This window comes from Brevundimonas aurantiaca (assembly GCF_014199955.1).
In the GTDB taxonomy this organism is placed as follows: domain Bacteria; phylum Pseudomonadota; class Alphaproteobacteria; order Caulobacterales; family Caulobacteraceae; genus Brevundimonas; species Brevundimonas aurantiaca.
In genome coordinates this window covers 112,973-130,924 of the sequence record NZ_JACHOQ010000002.1, presented here as the reverse complement: position 1 = coordinate 130,924, position 17,952 = coordinate 112,973, and the positions used below count along the sequence as shown (strand labels likewise).

The 17,952-nt window shown below is 64.6% G+C and carries 14 protein-coding genes; 3 read left to right on the top strand and 11 right to left on the bottom strand.

Annotated elements, in window-relative coordinates; all coding sequences use genetic code 11:
* Nucleotides 1-100: 100 nt before the first annotated feature.
* From GGQ93_RS04725 to cyoA, 7 genes are all read right to left on the bottom strand, one after another.
* Nucleotides 101-637: a response regulator transcription factor gene (locus GGQ93_RS04725; RefSeq protein ID WP_054765832.1), complete on the bottom strand. Its 537-nt coding sequence runs from the start codon at nt 635-637 to the stop codon at nt 101-103.
* On the bottom strand, nt 634-1,971 hold the full coding sequence (locus GGQ93_RS04720; protein WP_183215438.1) for an ATP-binding protein: 1,338 nt from the start codon (nt 1,969-1,971) through the stop codon (nt 634-636). Before GGQ93_RS04720 ends, GGQ93_RS04725 begins: the two co-directional genes overlap by 4 nt.
* The gene (locus GGQ93_RS04715) at nt 1,968-2,645 is read right to left on the bottom strand and encodes an SURF1 family protein (protein WP_311734591.1); all 678 of its coding nucleotides are present in this window, start codon (nt 2,643-2,645) and stop codon (nt 1,968-1,970) included. The genes GGQ93_RS04720 and GGQ93_RS04715 overlap by 4 nt, the downstream gene beginning before the upstream one ends.
* Before the next feature lie 93 nt (nt 2,646-2,738).
* Complete coding sequence (gene cyoD / locus GGQ93_RS04710) at nt 2,739-3,134, bottom strand: cytochrome o ubiquinol oxidase subunit IV (RefSeq protein ID WP_152950309.1); 396 nt, start codon at nt 3,132-3,134, stop codon at nt 2,739-2,741.
* Complete coding sequence (cyoC, locus tag GGQ93_RS04705) at nt 3,131-3,757, bottom strand: cytochrome o ubiquinol oxidase subunit III (protein ID WP_054765835.1); 627 nt, start codon at nt 3,755-3,757, stop codon at nt 3,131-3,133. The genes cyoD and cyoC overlap by 4 nt, the downstream gene beginning before the upstream one ends.
* Before the next feature lie 3 nt (nt 3,758-3,760).
* Nucleotides 3,761-5,761 carry a cytochrome o ubiquinol oxidase subunit I gene (gene cyoB / locus GGQ93_RS04700; RefSeq protein ID WP_054765836.1) on the bottom strand — a complete coding sequence of 667 codons (2,001 nt, stop codon included), beginning with the start codon at nt 5,759-5,761 and terminating at the stop codon, nt 3,761-3,763.
* Nucleotides 5,762-5,774: 13 nt separating this feature from the next.
* On the bottom strand, nt 5,775-6,989 hold the full coding sequence (cyoA, locus tag GGQ93_RS04695) for a ubiquinol oxidase subunit II (RefSeq protein ID WP_183215435.1): 1,215 nt from the start codon (nt 6,987-6,989) through the stop codon (nt 5,775-5,777).
* Nucleotides 6,990-7,202: 213 nt separating this feature from the next.
* On the opposite strand from cyoA, the gene GGQ93_RS04690 reads away from it, so the two are divergent.
* Nucleotides 7,203-8,567 (top strand): MFS transporter, encoded by a 1,365-nt coding sequence (locus GGQ93_RS04690; protein WP_183215433.1) that lies wholly within the window; start codon nt 7,203-7,205, stop codon nt 8,565-8,567.
* Nucleotides 8,568-8,718: 151 nt separating this feature from the next.
* On the opposite strand, the gene GGQ93_RS04685 is transcribed toward GGQ93_RS04690, so the two are convergent.
* The gene (locus GGQ93_RS04685) at nt 8,719-11,574 is read right to left on the bottom strand and encodes a TonB-dependent receptor (RefSeq protein WP_183215431.1); all 2,856 of its coding nucleotides are present in this window, start codon (nt 11,572-11,574) and stop codon (nt 8,719-8,721) included.
* Between the two features lie 302 nt (nt 11,575-11,876).
* Here GGQ93_RS04685 and GGQ93_RS04680 point away from each other — a divergent pair, with 302 nt between their 5' ends.
* On the top strand, nt 11,877-13,433 hold the full coding sequence (locus tag GGQ93_RS04680) for a carboxylesterase/lipase family protein (RefSeq protein WP_183216062.1): 1,557 nt from the start codon (nt 11,877-11,879) through the stop codon (nt 13,431-13,433).
* Between the two features lie 5 nt (nt 13,434-13,438).
* On the opposite strand, the gene GGQ93_RS04675 is transcribed toward GGQ93_RS04680, so the two are convergent.
* From GGQ93_RS04675 to GGQ93_RS04665, 3 genes are all read right to left on the bottom strand, one after another.
* Complete coding sequence (locus GGQ93_RS04675; protein WP_183215429.1) at nt 13,439-14,437, bottom strand: alpha/beta hydrolase; 999 nt, start codon at nt 14,435-14,437, stop codon at nt 13,439-13,441.
* A gap of 53 nt (nt 14,438-14,490) precedes the next feature.
* Complete coding sequence (locus tag GGQ93_RS04670; protein WP_152950316.1) at nt 14,491-15,777, bottom strand: MFS transporter; 1,287 nt, start codon at nt 15,775-15,777, stop codon at nt 14,491-14,493.
* Nucleotides 15,778-15,860: 83 nt separating this feature from the next.
* Nucleotides 15,861-16,847: a 2-keto-4-pentenoate hydratase gene (locus GGQ93_RS04665; RefSeq protein ID WP_183215427.1), complete on the bottom strand. Its 987-nt coding sequence runs from the start codon at nt 16,845-16,847 to the stop codon at nt 15,861-15,863.
* Between the two features lie 18 nt (nt 16,848-16,865).
* On the opposite strand from GGQ93_RS04665, the gene GGQ93_RS04660 reads away from it, so the two are divergent.
* On the top strand, nt 16,866-17,915 hold the full coding sequence (locus GGQ93_RS04660) for a LacI family DNA-binding transcriptional regulator (protein ID WP_224764259.1): 1,050 nt from the start codon (nt 16,866-16,868) through the stop codon (nt 17,913-17,915).
* Nucleotides 17,916-17,952: the final 37 nt, after the last annotated feature.

The window sequence follows — 17,952 nt, the reverse complement described above, 5'->3', positions numbered from 1 at the left end:
CTCGGGATTAGTCGCCGACGAGATCGGCGGCGCCCCCTTCCCTTCACATCCGATCGCTCACCGCCGCCTTTCGCATGCGGCGACGACCTCGGCCTGTCGATCAGGTGACGCGGCGTTTCTCCAGCTTTCGCGCCAGGGTGCGGCGGTGCATGCCAAGGCGGCGGGCGGCCTCTGAGATGTTGAAATCGGTCTCAGCCAGGGTCTCGTGAATGCGTTCCCATTCCAGAGTCTTGATGGAGGTGGGGCGAGTAGTCAGCGGCGTATCGGCGTCGCCTGCGGCCTTGCCGAAGGCGGCCTCGATGTCGTCGGTGCTGGCCGGCTTGGCCAGATAGTGGCGGGCGCCCAGTTTGATGGCCTCCACCGCCGTCGCGATACTGGCGAAGCCGGTCAGAACGACGATGTTCATCTCGGGGTCCAGTGCATGCAGGGTGGAGACGCAGGCCAGGCCCGAGGCGCCCCCCAGTTTCAGATCCACTACGGCGAAGCCGGGCCGATGCGTCTTCAAAACCTCGCCCATCTGGTCGGGGCCGTCGGCGCTGACGACGGTGTAGCCGCGACGCTCGAAGGATTTCCGCAGGGTGCGCGAAAAGGACTCGTCGTCCTCGACGATCAACAGCACGGGGGCTTCATCGCTCATGGAAGTTCTCCAGCAGAATTATCCTCCGGCGCCAGGACGTCGATCGGGACGGTCAGCCGCACCTCTCCCCCGCCTGCGGCGGGATTGGACGCTTCGACCACGCCGCCGAGGGAGCGGATCACATTGACCAGCAGAAACAGGCCCAGGCCCGCGCCAGGGCGATCCTTCGTCGTATTATAGGGCTTGCCCAGCCGCTCAAGAACCGTGGCGGGAAAGCCCGGCCCATTATCCCGCAGCGTGACCTGCAAACAGCCTTCGCTCACCGTAGGCGTGACGATGACCCGCCGCGCGCCCGCCTCGACCGAATTGTCGAACAGGACGCTCAGAACCTGTCGCAGGGCCGGGTCGGCGATGATCCGTGGATCGAGTCCGTTCCACGGCGTCAGCTCCACCTTCACGCGGCTGTCCCGCGCGCCCCAGCCGTCGGCGACCTCGCGCAGAAATCGCACTAGGGTGGTTTGGGTCGGCGCCTGTCCCCTCGCCTCTCCGGCCGACATCAGAATGCCGGTCACAATGGATTTGCAGCGCTCCACCTCGGCCTGCATCACCTCCATGTCCTGGGTCAGATCGGCGTTGGCCTTCAGCAGAGGCATGCGACGCCAGTCGCTGAGGATGACCGAGAGAGAGGCCAGGGGCGTCCCCAACTCATGGGCCGCCCCGGACGCGAGCAACCCCATGCGAACGATGTGATCCCGCTCGGTCGCCTGCTGCCGAATGTCCGCAAGATAGGCGTCCCTGGCTCTCAGATTCTCCGTGATCCGGGTGATGAACAGCACCAGCAGCACCGCGATGAGCAGAAAACAGATCAGACCGCCCGCCAAATAGAGGCTTAAGCCCCCGCCATGCTCCGCAGGGAGGTCGAGCGGGCGGTTGAACAGACCCAAGCCTGCAAAACACAGGCTGGTCACGACGATCAGCGACCAGGCATAGGCCGGCGCCAGAAGCACGGCGCCCAGAACCACCTGCAAAATATAAAGGGCGACGAACGGATTGGTCGAGCCGCCGGTCAGGAACAGTTGCCACGTCAGGGCGGCGACGTCGGCGAGAAGCGCCAGCATCAGCTCCTGATCGGATATGGCGTCGCGCCTCTGGGTCAATGGAATGCTGATTAGGTTCACCACCACCAGACCGGCCGGGGCGACCAGCAGCCAGCCGATCGGAACCCGAATACCCATGACGAAGTGGACGATCAGGACGGTGGCGATCTGTCCCGCCACGGCCAGCCATCGCAACTGCACCAGAAGGCGAAGATTGCGGCGGTTTACGGCTTCCTGAGACACCGCCGTCTCGCGCCAGTCGCCCATTCCGAACAGGCGCTGCAAGACCGAGTTCATGGCGCCGCCCGTCGGCGTCGCGTTTCGCGCGCCAAGACGCCGTATCCGACCAGGGTCAGCAAGGCCATGCCGAACCAGGTGAGGGCGTAGACGAGATGAGAGTTCGGAAAGGCGATAACTGTCAATCCGCCTCGCGGCCATCCATCCGGGTTCGGTCGGGCGTCGGCGTCGATGAAATAGGGTGCGGCGTTCGACAGGCCGCGCGCCGCCGCAATGGCCGCGACGTCGCGCGAATACCAGCGCCCCGCGCCGGGATCATTGGCGCGAAGAAAGCCGCCTCCGGGCTCGGTGACGCGCAAAAGACCCACGACGGTCTGCGGACCGCCCACCTGCGCGCCGCTTCGAGTCTCGGGCGCGCGCCTCTCGGGGGTAACGAAGCCCCGGTTGACCAGAACGGTGAAGCCTTGCGTCGTTCGCAGCGGCGTCAGAACCCAGAAGCCGGCGCCATAGTCGGTCACCGCCTGAACCAGGGTCTCGCGGCCATGATCGAACACGCCGCGGACCATGACCCGTCGGTACTGATCATTGGCCTGAGACAGCGTCGCCCAGGCGGCGGGGCCCGGCGCCGCTTGAGGGGCGGCGTGAACCCGGGCGTCCACCTGTGCGATCAGCTCGGTCTTCCACCTCAGCCGCTCGAGCTGCCAGACGCCAAGGGCGACGAAGCCGGCGAACAGCAGGGCCGCCCCCAGCCCGGCCCAGAGGAGAACCGGGGAAGTACGCCGCGCGATGGACTGCCGGGCCTGGATGGCGGTCTCCTAGCCGTCCTCTCAGGAGGACATCTGGCTCATGTCATGGGTGGAGGGCATCATATTGGTGTTCAAATGATACATGACCCACAGCGAGCCCGACAGGGCGATGACCACGACGATGATCGTGAAGATCAGGGCCAGCATGGTCCAGCCCCCTTCGGACTTCGAATTCATGTGCAGGAAGTAGATCATGTGCACCACGATCTGCACCACGGCGAAGGCCATGACGATCAGGGCGGTGGCCTGGGTCGGCAGGACCCCGGTCATGACCAGCCAGAAGGGGATGGCCGTCAGGATCACCGACAACACAAACCCGATGAGATAGCTCTTGAAGGAGCCGTGATTATGCCCCTCGTGGCCCAGGTGGTCGGTGTCGTGGGACTCCGGCGAGTGGTCGTTCTTGTCGGCGCTCATCGAACCATGCCCAGCAGATAGACGAAGGTGAAGACGCCGATCCAGATGACGTCGAGGAAGTGCCAGAACATCGACAGGCACATCAGGCGGCGCTTGTTGGCGGGGATCAGCCCCTTCCAGCTGACCTGGACCATCAGCGTCACCAGCCAGATGATGCCGAAGGTCACGTGCAGGCCGTGGGTGCCGACCAGGGTGAAGAAGGCCGACAGGAAGGCGCTGCGTTGCGGCGTCGCGCCTTCATGGATCAGGTGGGCGAACTCGTAGAGCTCGATCCCCAGGAAGGCCAGACCAAACAGGCCAGTGACGGCGAGCCAGATCAGCGTCTGGCGCGTCTTGTTCTTGTCCATCGCCAGCATGGCGAAGCCGTAGGTGATCGACGAGAACAGCAGCATGGCGGTGTTGACCGCTACCAGCTCCAGGTCGAACAGCTCCTTCGGTCCGGGACCTGCGGCATAGTTGCCCCCCACGACGCCGAACACGGCGAACAGCATCGCGAAGATGAGGCAGTCGCTCATCAGATAGAGCCAGAAGCCCAGCATGGTGCTGGAGCCTTCCTCGTGATGCGGCTCCTCTTCCAGGTGGAAGACGTTCGGGTCGTCGATCTTGATCGCCGTCGCGCTCATGGATCAGCCCTCCGTTCCGGCCAGGAGGCGGGTGCGCGCCTCTTCGGTCGCGCGGACCTCATCCGCAGGGATGTAGTAGTCGCGCTTGTAGTTGAAAGTATGGGCGATCGAGACCGCCAGCACGCCCAGGAAGCTTAGCGCCGCCAGCCACCAGATGTACCAGACCAGGGCCAGCCCCATCACCAGGCACAGGCCGGAGATGATGACGCCGGCGCCCGTGTTCGAGGGCATGTGAATGGCCTTGTAGCCGCTCAGCGGGCGCTGATACTTCTTCTTCTTCATGTCCCACCAGGCGTCGGCGTCATGGACGACGGGGGTGGAGGCGAAGTTATAGGCCGGCGGCGGCGAAGAGGTCGCCCATTCCAGAGTCCGGCCGCCCCAAGGGTCGCCGGTCGTGTCGCGCAGCTTGTCGCGATTGATGATCGAGACCGCGAACTGGATGAACATGGCGGCGATGCCCAGGGCGATGACGCCCGCGCCGATGGCCGCGATCACGAACCAGATCTGCAGCGACGGATCGTCGAACACGCGCATCCGGCGCGTCACGCCCATCAGCCCCAGAACGTACAGGGGCGCGAAGGCCAGCCAGAAGCCGGGCACCCAGCAACAGAAGCTCACCATCCCCCAGAACTTGTCCAGCTTGAAGCCGAAGGCCTTGGGCCACCAGAAGTTGATGGCGGCGAACAGGCCGAACAACACCCCGCCGATGATGACGTTGTGGAAGTGGGCGATCAGGAACAGCGAGTTGTGCAGCACGAAGTCGGCCGGCGGCACCGCCAGCAGCACGCCCGTCATACCGCCGATGACGAAGGTCAGCATGAAGGCGACCAGCCACATCATCGGCAGTTCGAAGCGGATACGGCCGCGATACATGGTGAACAGCCAGTTGAAGATCTTCGCGCCCGTCGGGATCGAGATGATCATCGTGGTGATGCCGAAGAAGGAGTTCACCGAGGCGCCTGAGCCCATGGTGAAGAAGTGGTGCAGCCACACCAGGTAAGACAGGATGGTGATGACGACCGTGGCGTAGACCATGGAGGTGTAGCCGAACAGCTTCTTGCCCGAGAAGGTCGAGGCGATCTCCGAGAAGACCCCGAACAGCGGCAGGATCAGGATGTAGACCTCCGGGTGACCCCAGATCCAGATCAGGTTCACGTACATCATCGGATTGCCGCCGAAGTCGTTCGTGAAGAAGTTGGTGCCGACGTAACGGTCCAGCGTCAGCAGGGCCAGGACGGCGGTCAGGACCGGGAAGGACGCCACGATCAGCACGTTGGTGCACAGCGAAGTCCAGGTGAAGACGGGCATCTTCATCATGCCCATGCCGGGCGCGCGCATCTTCACGATGGTGGCGATCAGGTTGATCCCGGACAGGGTGGTCCCCACCCCCGCGATCTGAAGCGCCCAGATATAGTAGTCGACGCCGACGCCGGGGCTATAGCCGATCCCCGACAGCGGCGGATAGGCCAGCCAGCCCGTCCGGGCGAACTCGCCGACGAAGAGCGAGGCCATTACGATGACGGCGCCGGCCGTCGTCATCCAGAAGCTGAAGTTGTTCAGGAAGGGGAAGGACACGTCGCGCGCGCCGATTTGGAGCGGCACGACATAGTTCATGATGCCCGTCACCAGCGGCATGGCCACGAAGAAGATCATGATCACGCCGTGGGCGGTGAAAATCTGGTCATAATGGTGGGCGTTCAGATAGCCCTCGGATCCGCCGAAGGCCATGGCCTGTTGCAGGCGCATCATGATGGCGTCGGCGAAGCCGCGCACGAACATGATCAGACCCAGGATCATGTACATGATCCCGATCTTCTTGTGGTCCACGGTGGTGAACCACTCCTTCCAGAGATAGCCCCACAGTTTGAAATAGGTCAGGGCGCCGACCAGGGCGGCCCCGCCGAGCACGACGACGACCATGGTCGCCAGCACGATGGGCTCGTGCGGCAGGGCCTCGAGCGTCAGCCGCCCGAAGATAAGGGGAATGAGGGTGTCAGCGTTCATCGACTGTGTTCGCTCAAGCGTTGGGGGCGGAACGGACGTCGGTCGAAACCGCCCCCGTCGATTGTTGTGATCGGGACAGCGCCGCCATCGGCTGTCCCTGAAGCGACAGGCCCTGCCCCATCAAAGGAGCCAGGCTGACCGGGGCGCTGACCGAATCCAATTCAGCGCGGCGAATACGCTCTGCGGCGGCCGCCTCGGCCTGCAAGGGGGTGCAGATGGTCATCACATAGCTGTCGTCGGAGCCGAAGACGGCGGCGTTCTTCCCGCGGCCGGCGTACTTGTCGTAGACCAGCGGCATGGTGTTACGCACCGAAGCCATGGTGAGGCCGCCCTTGCGGTCGATCTGCATCATCTCGCCCATGCACATCTTGCCGGGCTCGACACACATATTGAGGATGGCGTCCCACAGTCCGCCTTCGACATTGGCGAAATAGAGGGCCGGGACCTTCTCGCTGGGCTTTTCCAGTTCCAGATAACGCTCGCGGTCCAAGGCCTGACCGCCGCGCCGCACGCCGGCGATCCAGCCGTCGAACCCGGCCTGATCGACCCCGTGGAAGACGAAACGCATGTGCGAGAAGCCGTCGCCCGAATAGTTGGCCGAAAAGCCCTCATAGTCGCCGGGCCGGTTGATCACGGCGTGCAGCTTGGTCTCCATGCCGGGCATGGCGTAGATCTGGCCCGCCAGGGCCGGAATATAGAAGGAGTTCATCACCGAGGAGGAGGTGATGTGGAACCGGATCGGACGATCCACCGGCGCAGCCAGTTCATTGACCGTCGCCACCCCGTACTGCGGATAGATGAACAGCCACTTCCAATCCAGGGCCACCACATTGACCTGCAGGGGCTCGACGTTTTCGGCCACGGCCTGCCCCGGCTTGATCCGATCGATCGGGCGATAGGGGTCCAGAAGGTGCGTGCCCGCCCAGGTCAGGGCGCCCAGGCAGATGATGATCAGCAGCGGCGCCGCCCAGATCACGACTTCCAGATGGGTCGAGTGGTCCCAGTCGGGCTGATATTCGGCCTCCTTGTTCGACGCCCGGTATTTCCAGGCGAAGAAGACGGTCAGGCTCATCACCGGCACGATGATCAGCAGCATCAGCAGGGTCGACACCATCAACAGATCGCCCTGCTGCTGGGCGACGTCGCCTGCGGGTTTTAGGACGACCAGGTCGCAGGCCGACAGCGCGGCTGCCAGGGGCGCGAGCAGGAGTAGGCGCAGAAGGCGCAAGACGGCTCCAATCGGAAAACGTCGGACAAGGGGGAGGAGTCGCGACGGTTGGCGTTCGAATTCGGCCCGATAGTCAGCTTCGACGCGGAACGACATTGGACAATCTGTCCTATCCCCTTGGACCGCCTTTCATCGCAAAGGGCGCGCGGTCATAATACGGCGTCAGTGCCGCGACCTTCCAATTTTACCCGTTTTACGGAGCGATGCCAGCCCATGTCCGCCTCGACGACCCCCTCGTCAGAGTCGCTGGAACGCGACGCCGCCGCCCTCCATGCCCGTCATGACCATAGCCATGGCAAGGTGGACGCCGGGGAGATCGCCATTGGTGTGATCATCGGCCGCACGTCGGAGTTCTTCGACTTCTTCGTCTACGCCATCGCCTCGGTCGTGGTGTTCCCGCAATTGATCTTTCCCTTTGCGGGTCCGATCGGCGGCACCCTGCTGTCCTTCGCCGTCTTCGCCCTGGCCTTCCTGGCGCGGCCTCTCGGCACCGCCCTCTTCATCGCCATCGACCAGAAGTTCGGGCGCGGCGCCAAGCTGACGACCGCTCTGTTCCTTCTGGGCACTTCGACCGTCGCGGTCGCCTTCCTGCCGGGCTACGAGACGATCGGGATCGCCGCCGCCGTCCTGCTGGGCGTCTTCCGCATCGGCCAGGGCGTCGCCCTGGGCGGCGCCTGGGACGGGCTGGCGTCGCTTCTGGCCCTGAACGCGCCGGAGAACCGGCGCGGCTGGTACGCCATGATCCCGCAGTTGGGCGCCCCGATCGGATTGATCGTCGCCTCTGCCCTGTTCGCCTTCTTCCTGAACACCCTGTCGGCCGCCGACTTCCTGGATTGGGGTTGGCGCTATCCGTTCTTCGTCGCCTTCGCGATCAACGTCGTGGCTTTGTTCGCGCGGCTTCGGATCGTCGTCACCCCCAGCTTCCAGAAGCTGTTCGAGACGCGCGAACTTCAGCCGGTGCCGGTCCATGCCGCCGTCAAGGCCGAGGGTCCGCGCATCGCCATCGGCGCCTTCGCCCCCCTGGCCAGCTTCGCCATGTTCCACATGGTCACCGTCTTCCCCCTGTCCTGGGTCTTCCTCTTCACCCAGGAGACGCCGGTGCGCTTCCTGCTAATCGAAATGGTCGGCGCCGCCTTCGGTCTTCTGGCCATCCTGGCCTCGGGCCTTCTGGCTGACCGTTACGGCCGACGGACCCTGCTGGCGATCACCGCCGCCGGCATCGCCGCCTTCTCGGGCTTTGCACCCCAACTGCTGAACGGCGGCGCGATCGGCGAGCTGACCTTCATGATTTCCGGCTTCATCCTGCTGGGCCTGTCATTTGGCCAGGCCTCGGGTCCGGTGGCCTCCAGCTTCTCCCTGGCCAACCGCTACACGGCCTCGGCCCTGACGTCAGATCTGGCCTGGCTATTCGGGGCCGGGTTCGCTCCCCTCGCCGCCCTGTGGATCTCCAGCCAGTTCGGCCTGATCGCCGCCGGCGCCTATCTGCTGTCCGGCGCGATCTGCACCCTGGTCGCCCTGTGGATGAACCGCGAGCTGGCCCGCAGCGCGTCGGATAAGCAACGGGCCGCAAAGGCCTGATCACCAACCGATCTGACCTTCCAACCCCGGTTCCGCCTTGCGGGACCGGGGTTCTTGCTGCGTGAAGGCCAAACTCAGGGCCTTTCATGCAAAACGGGCGATGCCTAAGCATCGCCCGTTCGGCCGCACGATGGACAGGAAGCCCCGTCGATCAGAAGCGGTAGCGCGCCCCGATGTAAATCTGGCGGCCGGTGTGATGGTAGACATAGGTGCTGTCGCGCGATCCGCCTAGGTCGCCGTGGTTCTGACGGTTTTCCTCGTCCGTCAGATTCAGCCCCTCAACCGACAAGCTGAGGCTGTCCGTCAGATTGTAAGAGGCAGAGGCGTCGATCGTCGTCGTCTCGGACTTGCCCTGGAACGGAATCAGACCCGCCGCGCCGTTTGAACCCGGGACATTCTGGTAATAGGCGTCGCGGTAGGCGGCTGAGACCCGCGCGTTCAGCTTGCCGTCGTCATAGTAGAGGGTCGCGTTCCAAGCCTCGGGCGACAGGTTCACCAGATCCTCAGTCACGATGACGGTGCAGCTCGCCGTGGTGCAGTAGTCGATCTCAGACTCGACGTGGGTGTAGTTCAGCAGCGCGCCGATGTTGGACAGCGGCCCCGGCAGGAAGCTGAAAGTCTGCTGGTAGCTGATTTCAAACCCCTTCAGCGGCCCCCCTTCCGTATTGGTAGGGGTGCTGAACACATAGGGCGAACCGGGCGGCCGGGTGGAGACCGCCGGGAAGGCCACAGGATTGAGCGCCGTCAGTTCGCCGTAGGTCAGGGTCTGCTGGGTCGTCTGCACGAAGGTGGAGATGTCCTTGTAGAAATAGGCGAAGGACAGCAGGGCTTCGGGCGCGAAATAATATTCGACCGACAGATCATAGGTCTTGGCGCGATAGGGCTCCAGTTCGACGTTTCCAAGCGAGGCGGTGTTGCTCGATGCGTTGACCGCGCTCAGCGCGAAGACCGGAACAAGGCTGGTGACCGGCGGACGCGACATCACCTTGGCGGCGCCGAAGCGGACGATCAGGTCCTCCATCGGCTCAACCGCGACGTTCAGCGACGGCAGGGTGTCTTCATACTCGTTCTGGCCCGTCACCGGCGTCGCCACCCCGCCGACGTTGGAATAGCCCAGGGCTTCGACCTCGGTCTTGACCTGACGCACGCCGACATTGCCGCGGACCGGCAGGCCCATGATCTCCAGATTCCAATCCGCCTGAACGAAGCCGCCCGTGTCGGTCTCCGTCACCTCGCGCCAGTTGCCGTAGGTAGAAGGGTTGCCGTTCAACCCGACCAGACGGAAGTCGCCGCCGGCCACCCCGGTGTCGCAGTTGCAACGATAATCCCAGACGGTCTGCAGCGCCTCCAGGTCCGGACGGATCCAGGATGTCGCCGCCCCGGCGGGCAGGTCCAGATTCTTGCCGAACCCGGTCCGCAGATCCGTCACATCCGCCATGGTCACCCCAGCCGGAAGCGCCGGCGCGCCATTCGCCACACGCGCAAAGGCCCGGCTGCTTGATTCATATTCCTTGCGGCTGACGCCCGCCTTCAGCGTCAGGCGCTCGCTCAGCTCGAACGCGAAATTGGCTTCGCCGGTGGTGTAGACATTGTCCTGAAAGTTGGCGCTGGAGCGCAGCTCGGACCGGGGCTGGGCGCCGGTCGGGCCGACGATGGACCATTGCGTCGGATCGGTGACGTCAAAGCCCCAGTTGATGGCCGGAAGATTGCGATTTTCCCGGAAATCATAGGAGTAGCCGTCGACATTCTGTCGGTCGATGATGGCGCTGACCTGCACCGGATTGCCGAAGCTCGATTCCGCCCGGCCAATCAGGCCGTTGAACCTCAGTCGGTCCGAGAACTCGTGTTCGACCGCAAAGGTCATCTGTTTGAACTCAGTCTCCAGGACGTCGAACCGCTGCTCGCTGCGGATGTCCATGTCGTCGAGCCGGGCATAGGTCATCTCGCCGGTGTCGGGATCGATTGCAAAATCGACGATGTCCACCTGGGGCTTGCCGCCCTGATCCGCCCCGCGGCTGAGGGACCAGGCTTGCAGGAAGTTCTCGCTGCGGGTCGAATCCAACTTGGAGTAGAGCATATCCAAGGTGAACAGGGTCGGACCGTTGCCGGGCCGCGCCTGAAGCGAAAGGGTCGCGCCGAGCCGCTCTTGACCATGTTCAAGGCTGCCGTAGCGCGGAATACGCGGATGATAGGTGTTCGCCGGGCTGGGCAGGACGCTGCCGTTCTGGAAACCCCCGTCGGCGCTGGCCGGGCCCCAACGGACGGAGCTGAAGCCTTCTTCGAGGCTCTCACGTTCGCTGTAGGCGATGGAAAACAGGGCGCCCAGCTGATCGTCGGCCCAGGTGTTGGAGATCAGGCCCGCGAAGCGGGGGCTCCAGTCTTCCGACAGGTCATTGTAGCCGTACTGGCCAGACAGCGCGCCTTGGAAGCCCATCTTGTCGAAGGGTCGGCTGGTCCGAAGGTCCACCGTGGCCCCCAATGAGCCCTCCTCCACCTCGGCCGAGGAGGTCTTGCGCACCGTGATATTGTTGAAGAGCTCCGAGGCGAAGACGTTGAAATCGAAGCCCCGCCCTCGGTTGACGCCGCCGGAAGAATCGGTCGCCCCGGTGGAAGCCTGGGCTTCGATGCCGTTGATCCGCGTCCGGGTGAACTCCGAACTTAGACCCCGGACGGTCAAGGTGCGGCCTTCGCCGGCGTCGCGGTCAATGGACACGCCGGGAATACGCTGGATCGACTCGGCGAGGTTGGTGTCAGGGAAATCAGCGATGTCTTCGGCCGAGATGGCGTCCACCACGCCAGCCTCGCGTCGCTTGATATTCAGGGCGTTCTGAAGGCTGGCCCGAAAACCGGTGACCACGATCTCATCAACCTCAGTGGCGTTCTGCGGCTGGGGCGCCGTCTCGGTCGCCTGAGCGGCGGCGTCGTGCGCCATGAGCGCGAGGGTCAAGGCGCCGAGCGATGCGGTCGCGGTCAGGGCGCGTTGAGCGAATTTCTGGCGTGGGGTCATTTGGTTTTCTCCTCCCGTTCATGGCCCTCGGAGATCAACCGCCTCCGTTCAGCCGCCCGCTGCTGGCGGACGACACCGGTGTCAGCTTTGGTTTGCCAAAGTACTGCTACCGGTGTCATAGTTGTTGTACGCACAGTCGCCTTTCTATTGCAAGACGGACGTCTGACGGGTTTTCGAGGCCCGCGCATCATAGGCAAGGCGGCCTTGCCGACCATTACCGACCGGGCGACAGAACACCGGCGACAGGGAAGGACATCAGGTTGAAGCAGCCCCTCTCCAGCAGTTCCGCAGGACAGACGCCCATGACGCGGCGAACGGCCTTAGCGGCGGGTTTGTCCGCCGCCGTTATAGCGCAAACGGCGACGGCAGGGCCGCGCGCCTCGGCGCCGCGCGTGACGACGACGGCTGGGCCCGTCATCGGCCTGCGGGAAAGGGAGCTCAGCGTCTTCAAGGGGATTCGCTACGGAGCCCCGACACGGCGATTTCGGCCGCCCGAACCGCCCGTGCCTTGGCGGACGCCGGTCCTCGCCGTCCAGTTCGGCGCCGCCGCTCCCCAACGCGGGGATGAACCCAACCAAAGCGAAGACTGCCTTTTCTTGAATGTCTGGACCCCTGGCGCCGACGCCGCTCGGCGGCCGGTGATGGTCTATATCCACGGCGGCGCCTACGCCACCGGCTCGGGCTCGCACCCCCTCTATGACGGCTCGCGACTGGCCGCAGAGGAGGACGTGGTCGTGGTCACGCTTAATCATCGCCTCAACGCCTTCGGCTACGCCTATCTGGCGCGGCTCGTTCCAGGCTTTGAAGACTCCGGCAACCTCGGTCAGCTTGACCTGATCCTCGCGCTGCGATGGGTTCGCGACAATATCGCGGCCTTCGGCGGCGATCCTGATCGAATCATGCTGTTCGGCCAGTCCGGGGGCGGCGCGAAGATCGCCACCCTGATGGCCATGCCGGCGGCGGAAGGCCTGTTCCACTGCGCCGCCACCATGAGCGGTCAGCAGGTCACGGCGTCCGGACCGATCAACGCCACCACTCGCGCTGTGACGTGGTTGAAGGCCCTGGGGCTGACACCCGATCGCGCGGCCGAAGCGGCGACCCTGCCGGTGGAGCGCCTGCTCGAAGCCCAGGCGGTGCAGGACCCGATTCTCGGATTCGGCGGGCTGTATTTCGGCCCGGTCCTAGATTTCCGCGCCCTGCCCCGACATCCCTTCTATCCGGACGCCGCGTCCTCGGGTCTCAAGACGCCCATGATCATCGGCAATACGCGCGAGGAGACGCTGGGCTTCATGGGCGACGATCCCAAAAACCAGGACCTGACCTGGGACACGCTACCGGGTCGATTGACGCCGTCCGTCATGCGGATCGACGTCGCGCCCGAGGTCGTCGTCGACGCCTATCGTCGCATGCATCCCGACTGGTCGCCCGACCAGGTGTTGATCGCCGCGACCACGGCCGGCCGCTCCTGGCGTGGCGCGGTGATCGAGGCCGAGGAACGCGCCAAGGCCGGAGCGCCCGCCTGGGTCTATCAGCTCGACTTTCCCGGCGTCATGGCCTCTGGCCGCAAGGGCGCCTTCCACACGGCGGACATCCCCCTGGTCTTCGGAACTGTCGCCTCGCCCGAATCCCGCGTGAACGGTCCTGGCGCCGAGACCGTCTCAGCGGCCATGCGAAAGGCATTCGCCGCCTTGGCGCGGGACGGTGATCCGAACCACCCGGGCCTGCCGCGCTGGGACCGTTACGAACTGCCACAGCGCCAGACTCTGCTGTTTGATGTCGAGCCACGCATGGCGAACGATCCCAGGGGCGACGAGCGCGCCTTCTTCGCCGCCATTCCCTATATCCAGCCCGGAACCTGACCCGCCTAGAGCGGCACGTTCAGCCGACCGGCCCAGGCCCGGACCAAGGCAGGCCAGACCTGGGCGGGCCGGCCCTGGATCAGACGTACGCCGAAGCCGTGGCCGCCTTCTTGAAAGAGGTGCGCCTCCGTCGGCACGGCCGCAGCCTTCAGCGTGCTCAACAGTTGAAGGCTGTTCTCGACCGGGACCGCCAGGTCGTTCATGGCGTGAAGCAGGAAAACCGGCGCGGCGTCCCGCCAGTCCATCGCCTCCAGAGAATAGGCCCTGATCTGGTCCGCTGCGGGAGCCTGGCCCAGCAGATGGGTTCGCGAACCCTGGTGGGCGTGGGGATCAGCCATGGTGGCCACCGGGTACATCAAGACCGTCAGGTCGGGCCTTAGCGAAACGGCGTCTTCGGCGTCGATGGCGGGATAGGTCTCATCGCGCCTGGCGCTGAGCAATCCTGCGAGATGCCCGCCCGCAGAGGCCCCGAGGACGCCGATCCGCGCCGGGTCCACTCCATAGACGTCCGCACGTGAGCGGATCAGCCGCATCGCCCGTTGCGCATCCTGTAGCGGGGCGTCCGGCCCGGCGGCCCAGCCATCCGCCGGAAGTCGGTAGCGAAGCACGAAACAGGTCGTACCGGTCGCCGCAAAGACGCGGGCGACGTCGTAGCCCTCTTTGTCAAGAACCGCCCAACGGTAGCCGCCGCCCGGGATCAACAGCAGGGCCGAGCCGTTGGGCCGTGCCGGCCGAAAGACTGTCAGCATAGGGTCTTCGGTGTACTGGGCGTAGCGGTCGTGAAAAGCCGGATCGGTCGAACGCTCCGGCACGATCGGCGTGAGCCGCACCCCCTCCCCGCCCGGCGCGCCGCGGGGCCACAACCGGATCGTTTCGTCGGGATCGGGCGGCGGGGCCGCCTGCCGCTCTCCAGCAGAGAAAGCCTCGGCCGCCGCCGGTCGTCCGAAGGCCAGGCCGCCTGCGGCCAAGACCAGGCCGAGCAGATGTCTTCGAAGCAGCTTCATCTCTTCATCCAAAAAGAAGCGGCCGGACGAGTGATCGTCCGGCCGCGCTTTGATCAGACCTTGGCCGGAGCGTACTTCGGCGAAAGCAGATGCACCACCAACAGGGCGATCAGATAGGCTGAAGCCGCCACGATGAAGATCGGCGTATAGGTGCCGATCTGCTCCAGCACATAGCCGGCGTACTTCGCCATCGCCATGCCGCCGATGGCCCCCAACATGCCCCCGATCCCGACGACCGAACCGACCGCCGAGCGCGGGAAGACGTCGCCCGGCAGGGCGTAGAGATTGGCCGAAAAGCCCTGGTGGGCCGCAGTGGCCAAACCGATGATGCCGACCGCCACCCAGAGGTTGGACGCCATGGCGGCGAAAGCGACCGGGACGGCGCACAGGGCGCAGATCAGCATGGTGATCTTGCGGGCCCTATTGACGCTCATGCCGCGGTGCATGAAGCGAGACGACAGCCAGCCGCCGCCGACCGATCCCACGTCCGACAACAGGTAGATGGCGACCAGCGGGGGGCCGAAGGATTTCAGATCAAGTCCGTAGGTTTTGCCGAGGAAGTCCGGCAGCCAGAACAGGAACATCCACCAGATGGGGTCGATCAGGAACTTGCCCAGGGCGTAGGCCCAAGTTTCCTTGACGCCCAACAGCTTGGTCCATTTGACCTTTTCAACGACATCGGCAGGATCCTGCTCGATATAGGCCAGCTCGGCAGCCGACAGCCGCTTCTGTTCGCGGGGCCGGCGATAGACCAGGAGCCAGATCGGCAGCCAGATTAGGCCCAGCAGGCCGGTGATGACGAAGGCCAGTTGCCAGCCGAAGGCCAGAACCAGACCCGGAACGATCAGGGGCGTGACAATGGCGCCGATATTGGTGCCCGCGTTGAACAGGCCCGTCGCCAGGGCGCGTTCCTTCTTTGGGAACCACTCGGCGACGGCCTTGATGCCTCCAGGGAATCCGCCGGCCTCGCCGACGCCCAGGAGCATGCGCGCCATCATGAAGTGCGACAGATCCCGCGCCGCGCCGTGCAGGATGTGGCCGATCTGCCAGATGCCGAATGCCACGCCCAAGCCCCAGCGCGCGCCGACGCGGTCCATGATCCGGCCCCAGAGCAGATAGGCCACGGCGTAGGAGGCCTGGAACCAGAAGACGATGTCGGCGTAGTCGGTCTCCGACCAACCGAACTCGGTTGACAGCATGGGCTTCAAGAAGCCGATCATCTGGCGATCGACATAGTTGATGACCATGGCTGCAAACAGCAGCCACATGATGATCCACCGATACTTGCCCGGCGACGGCGCCTTGATCTCAATCGGTCCTGCGCTTGACGCGTCGGTCATGATTATTCCCGTTCCTGATGGTTCCTCACGCGTCCCGGCTCTCTCGTCCCTCAACGGCGGCCAGGTTGACGTGTTTAAGAAGATTACTGCGCTTCAGCCCTCACGACCGAGCAATGGAGTTCGGCAACGCCCCTGAATACGCATACGGCCTGATCCCCTGCATGGACCCGGTGTACGCCGGTAACGGCGCCGGTGGAGATCAACATGCCGGCCTTCAGCGGTCGGCCCCATCGGGCGCAATGCTCGGCCAAGAAACGGACGGACTCCATTGCGCCGCCCTGAAGCGACGCAGAACCTCCGACACCGACGCTCTCGCCGTTGACGAAGGTTTCGACCTCGATCGCTTCCAGCCGCTCGCGCCAATCCGCCAATTCAGGCCCGATGATCAGGCCGCCGTTGTTGCCGAAGTCTGAGGCGACGACTGCGGAGCCCAGGTCATTGATCGCCGACAAGGGGCTGCCCGCCAGCTCGACGCCCACGAAGATCTTGTCGATCGCCGCGACGGCGTCCGCCAAGCTCCAATCCGTTTTGTCGGGGTCCAGATCATGACCGATGCGGGCGATGAACTCGGACTCGACGGCTGCAAAGCCGCCCTCGATCTCCGGCAACGCCGTCGCGGCGCCTTCAGCGCTCGCCCAAACATTGCGTGCAAAGATGGCGCCGGCCAGTCGGTGAACCCCCAACTCCGGCTGCTGTGAAGGCGGCACTCCGCCGACCTTCCATCCGACGACCTTGTCGGGAAACCGCTCTATGGCGGCGGACTGGATCGCATAGGCCTGGGCCATGTTTTCGGGAATCCGACCTGGATAGTCCGGCGTGGCGCGGCAGGCCAGTCGCGCCGCCACGAACCGCGCTGCGATCTTATCCGGCTCCACGGCGACAGAGGCCGTCCCGATTTCGGCGATCGGCGTCGCGCTCATGACGCGACGCTCACGAATGAATAGGTGCGGATCAAGGTAAGGCCTCGCAAACAGGCCGCGATAAGAGCGAGGGAGGAAACCGGTGTCAATGCGCTTTGAAGAGGTTTGTAGCGTCCGACGCGAGTCGGCGTTATGGCTGAAGCTCGACAAGAAGGAAGGAGCCGCACCTTGGCTCAAGACGATCCGCGCCCCGGCAAGACGGCTAAGCGGGCCACCATCAACGACGTCGCCCGCGTGGCGGAAGTGTCCAAAAAGACCGTCTCGCGCGTGATCAACCAGTCGCCGTTCGTGCGCCAGGACACGCGGGAACGAGTCAATGCGGTCATCAAGGCGTTGGGCTTTACGCCCGATCCCCAGGCGCGCGGGCTGGCGTTCCGCCGCTCTTTCCTGATCGGCCTGATCTACGACAACCCCAGTCCGACCTATGTCGTCAATATGCAGCAGGGCGTGCTGGACGCCCTGAAGGGTTCGGGGCTGGAACTTGTCGTCCACCCTTGCAACCGCAACTCCCCTACTCTGCTTGAGGACATCCGAGGCTTCGTGGAGCGGCAAAGGCTCTATGGCGTCATCATGCCCCCGTCGGTGTCTGAGGACGAGGCGGTCATCGCGCTGCTGCGCGAACTGGATTGCCCCTATGTCCGGATCGCCTCGGTGGCCCTGGATGAGCCGGCGTCGATGGTGGTGACGAACGACGGAATAGGGGCGGCTGAGGCGGCGAATCACCTTGCCGACCTTGGCCACCTGCGGATCGGTCTGGTTCGCGGGCCGGACCTGTTCCGATCATCGGCGGTGCGAAGCAAGGGCTTTCTCGACGCCCTGTCGGCGCGCGGGATTCCACTGGCGTCCGAATACGACTTCAAGGGCGCCTATACGTTTGAATCAGGCGTTGAAGCCGGCCACGCCCTGCTTTCCTTGGCCCACCCGCCCAGCGCCATCTTCACCCTCAACGACGACATGGCGATCGGGATCATGCAGGCGGCCCGCGAGCGGGGGCTGGAGCTGCCACGCGACCTGTCGATCGTCGGGTTCGACGATCTGCCCATGGCCGCGCGGGTCTGGCCGAACTTGACCTCCGTCCGCCTGCCGATTCGCGACATGGGCCGCATGGCGGCCGAGAAGCTTCTGGCGCCCATGCGCGGCGTGGATGCGGCCCAGTTGAAGCAGCCGGAAGTCCGACCTGCTCTCGTGGTGCGGAAATCCGCTATCCCTGCGGCTTGAAAACGCTTTTCAAAAAGGCGGCCGGCGCGGGCCACGC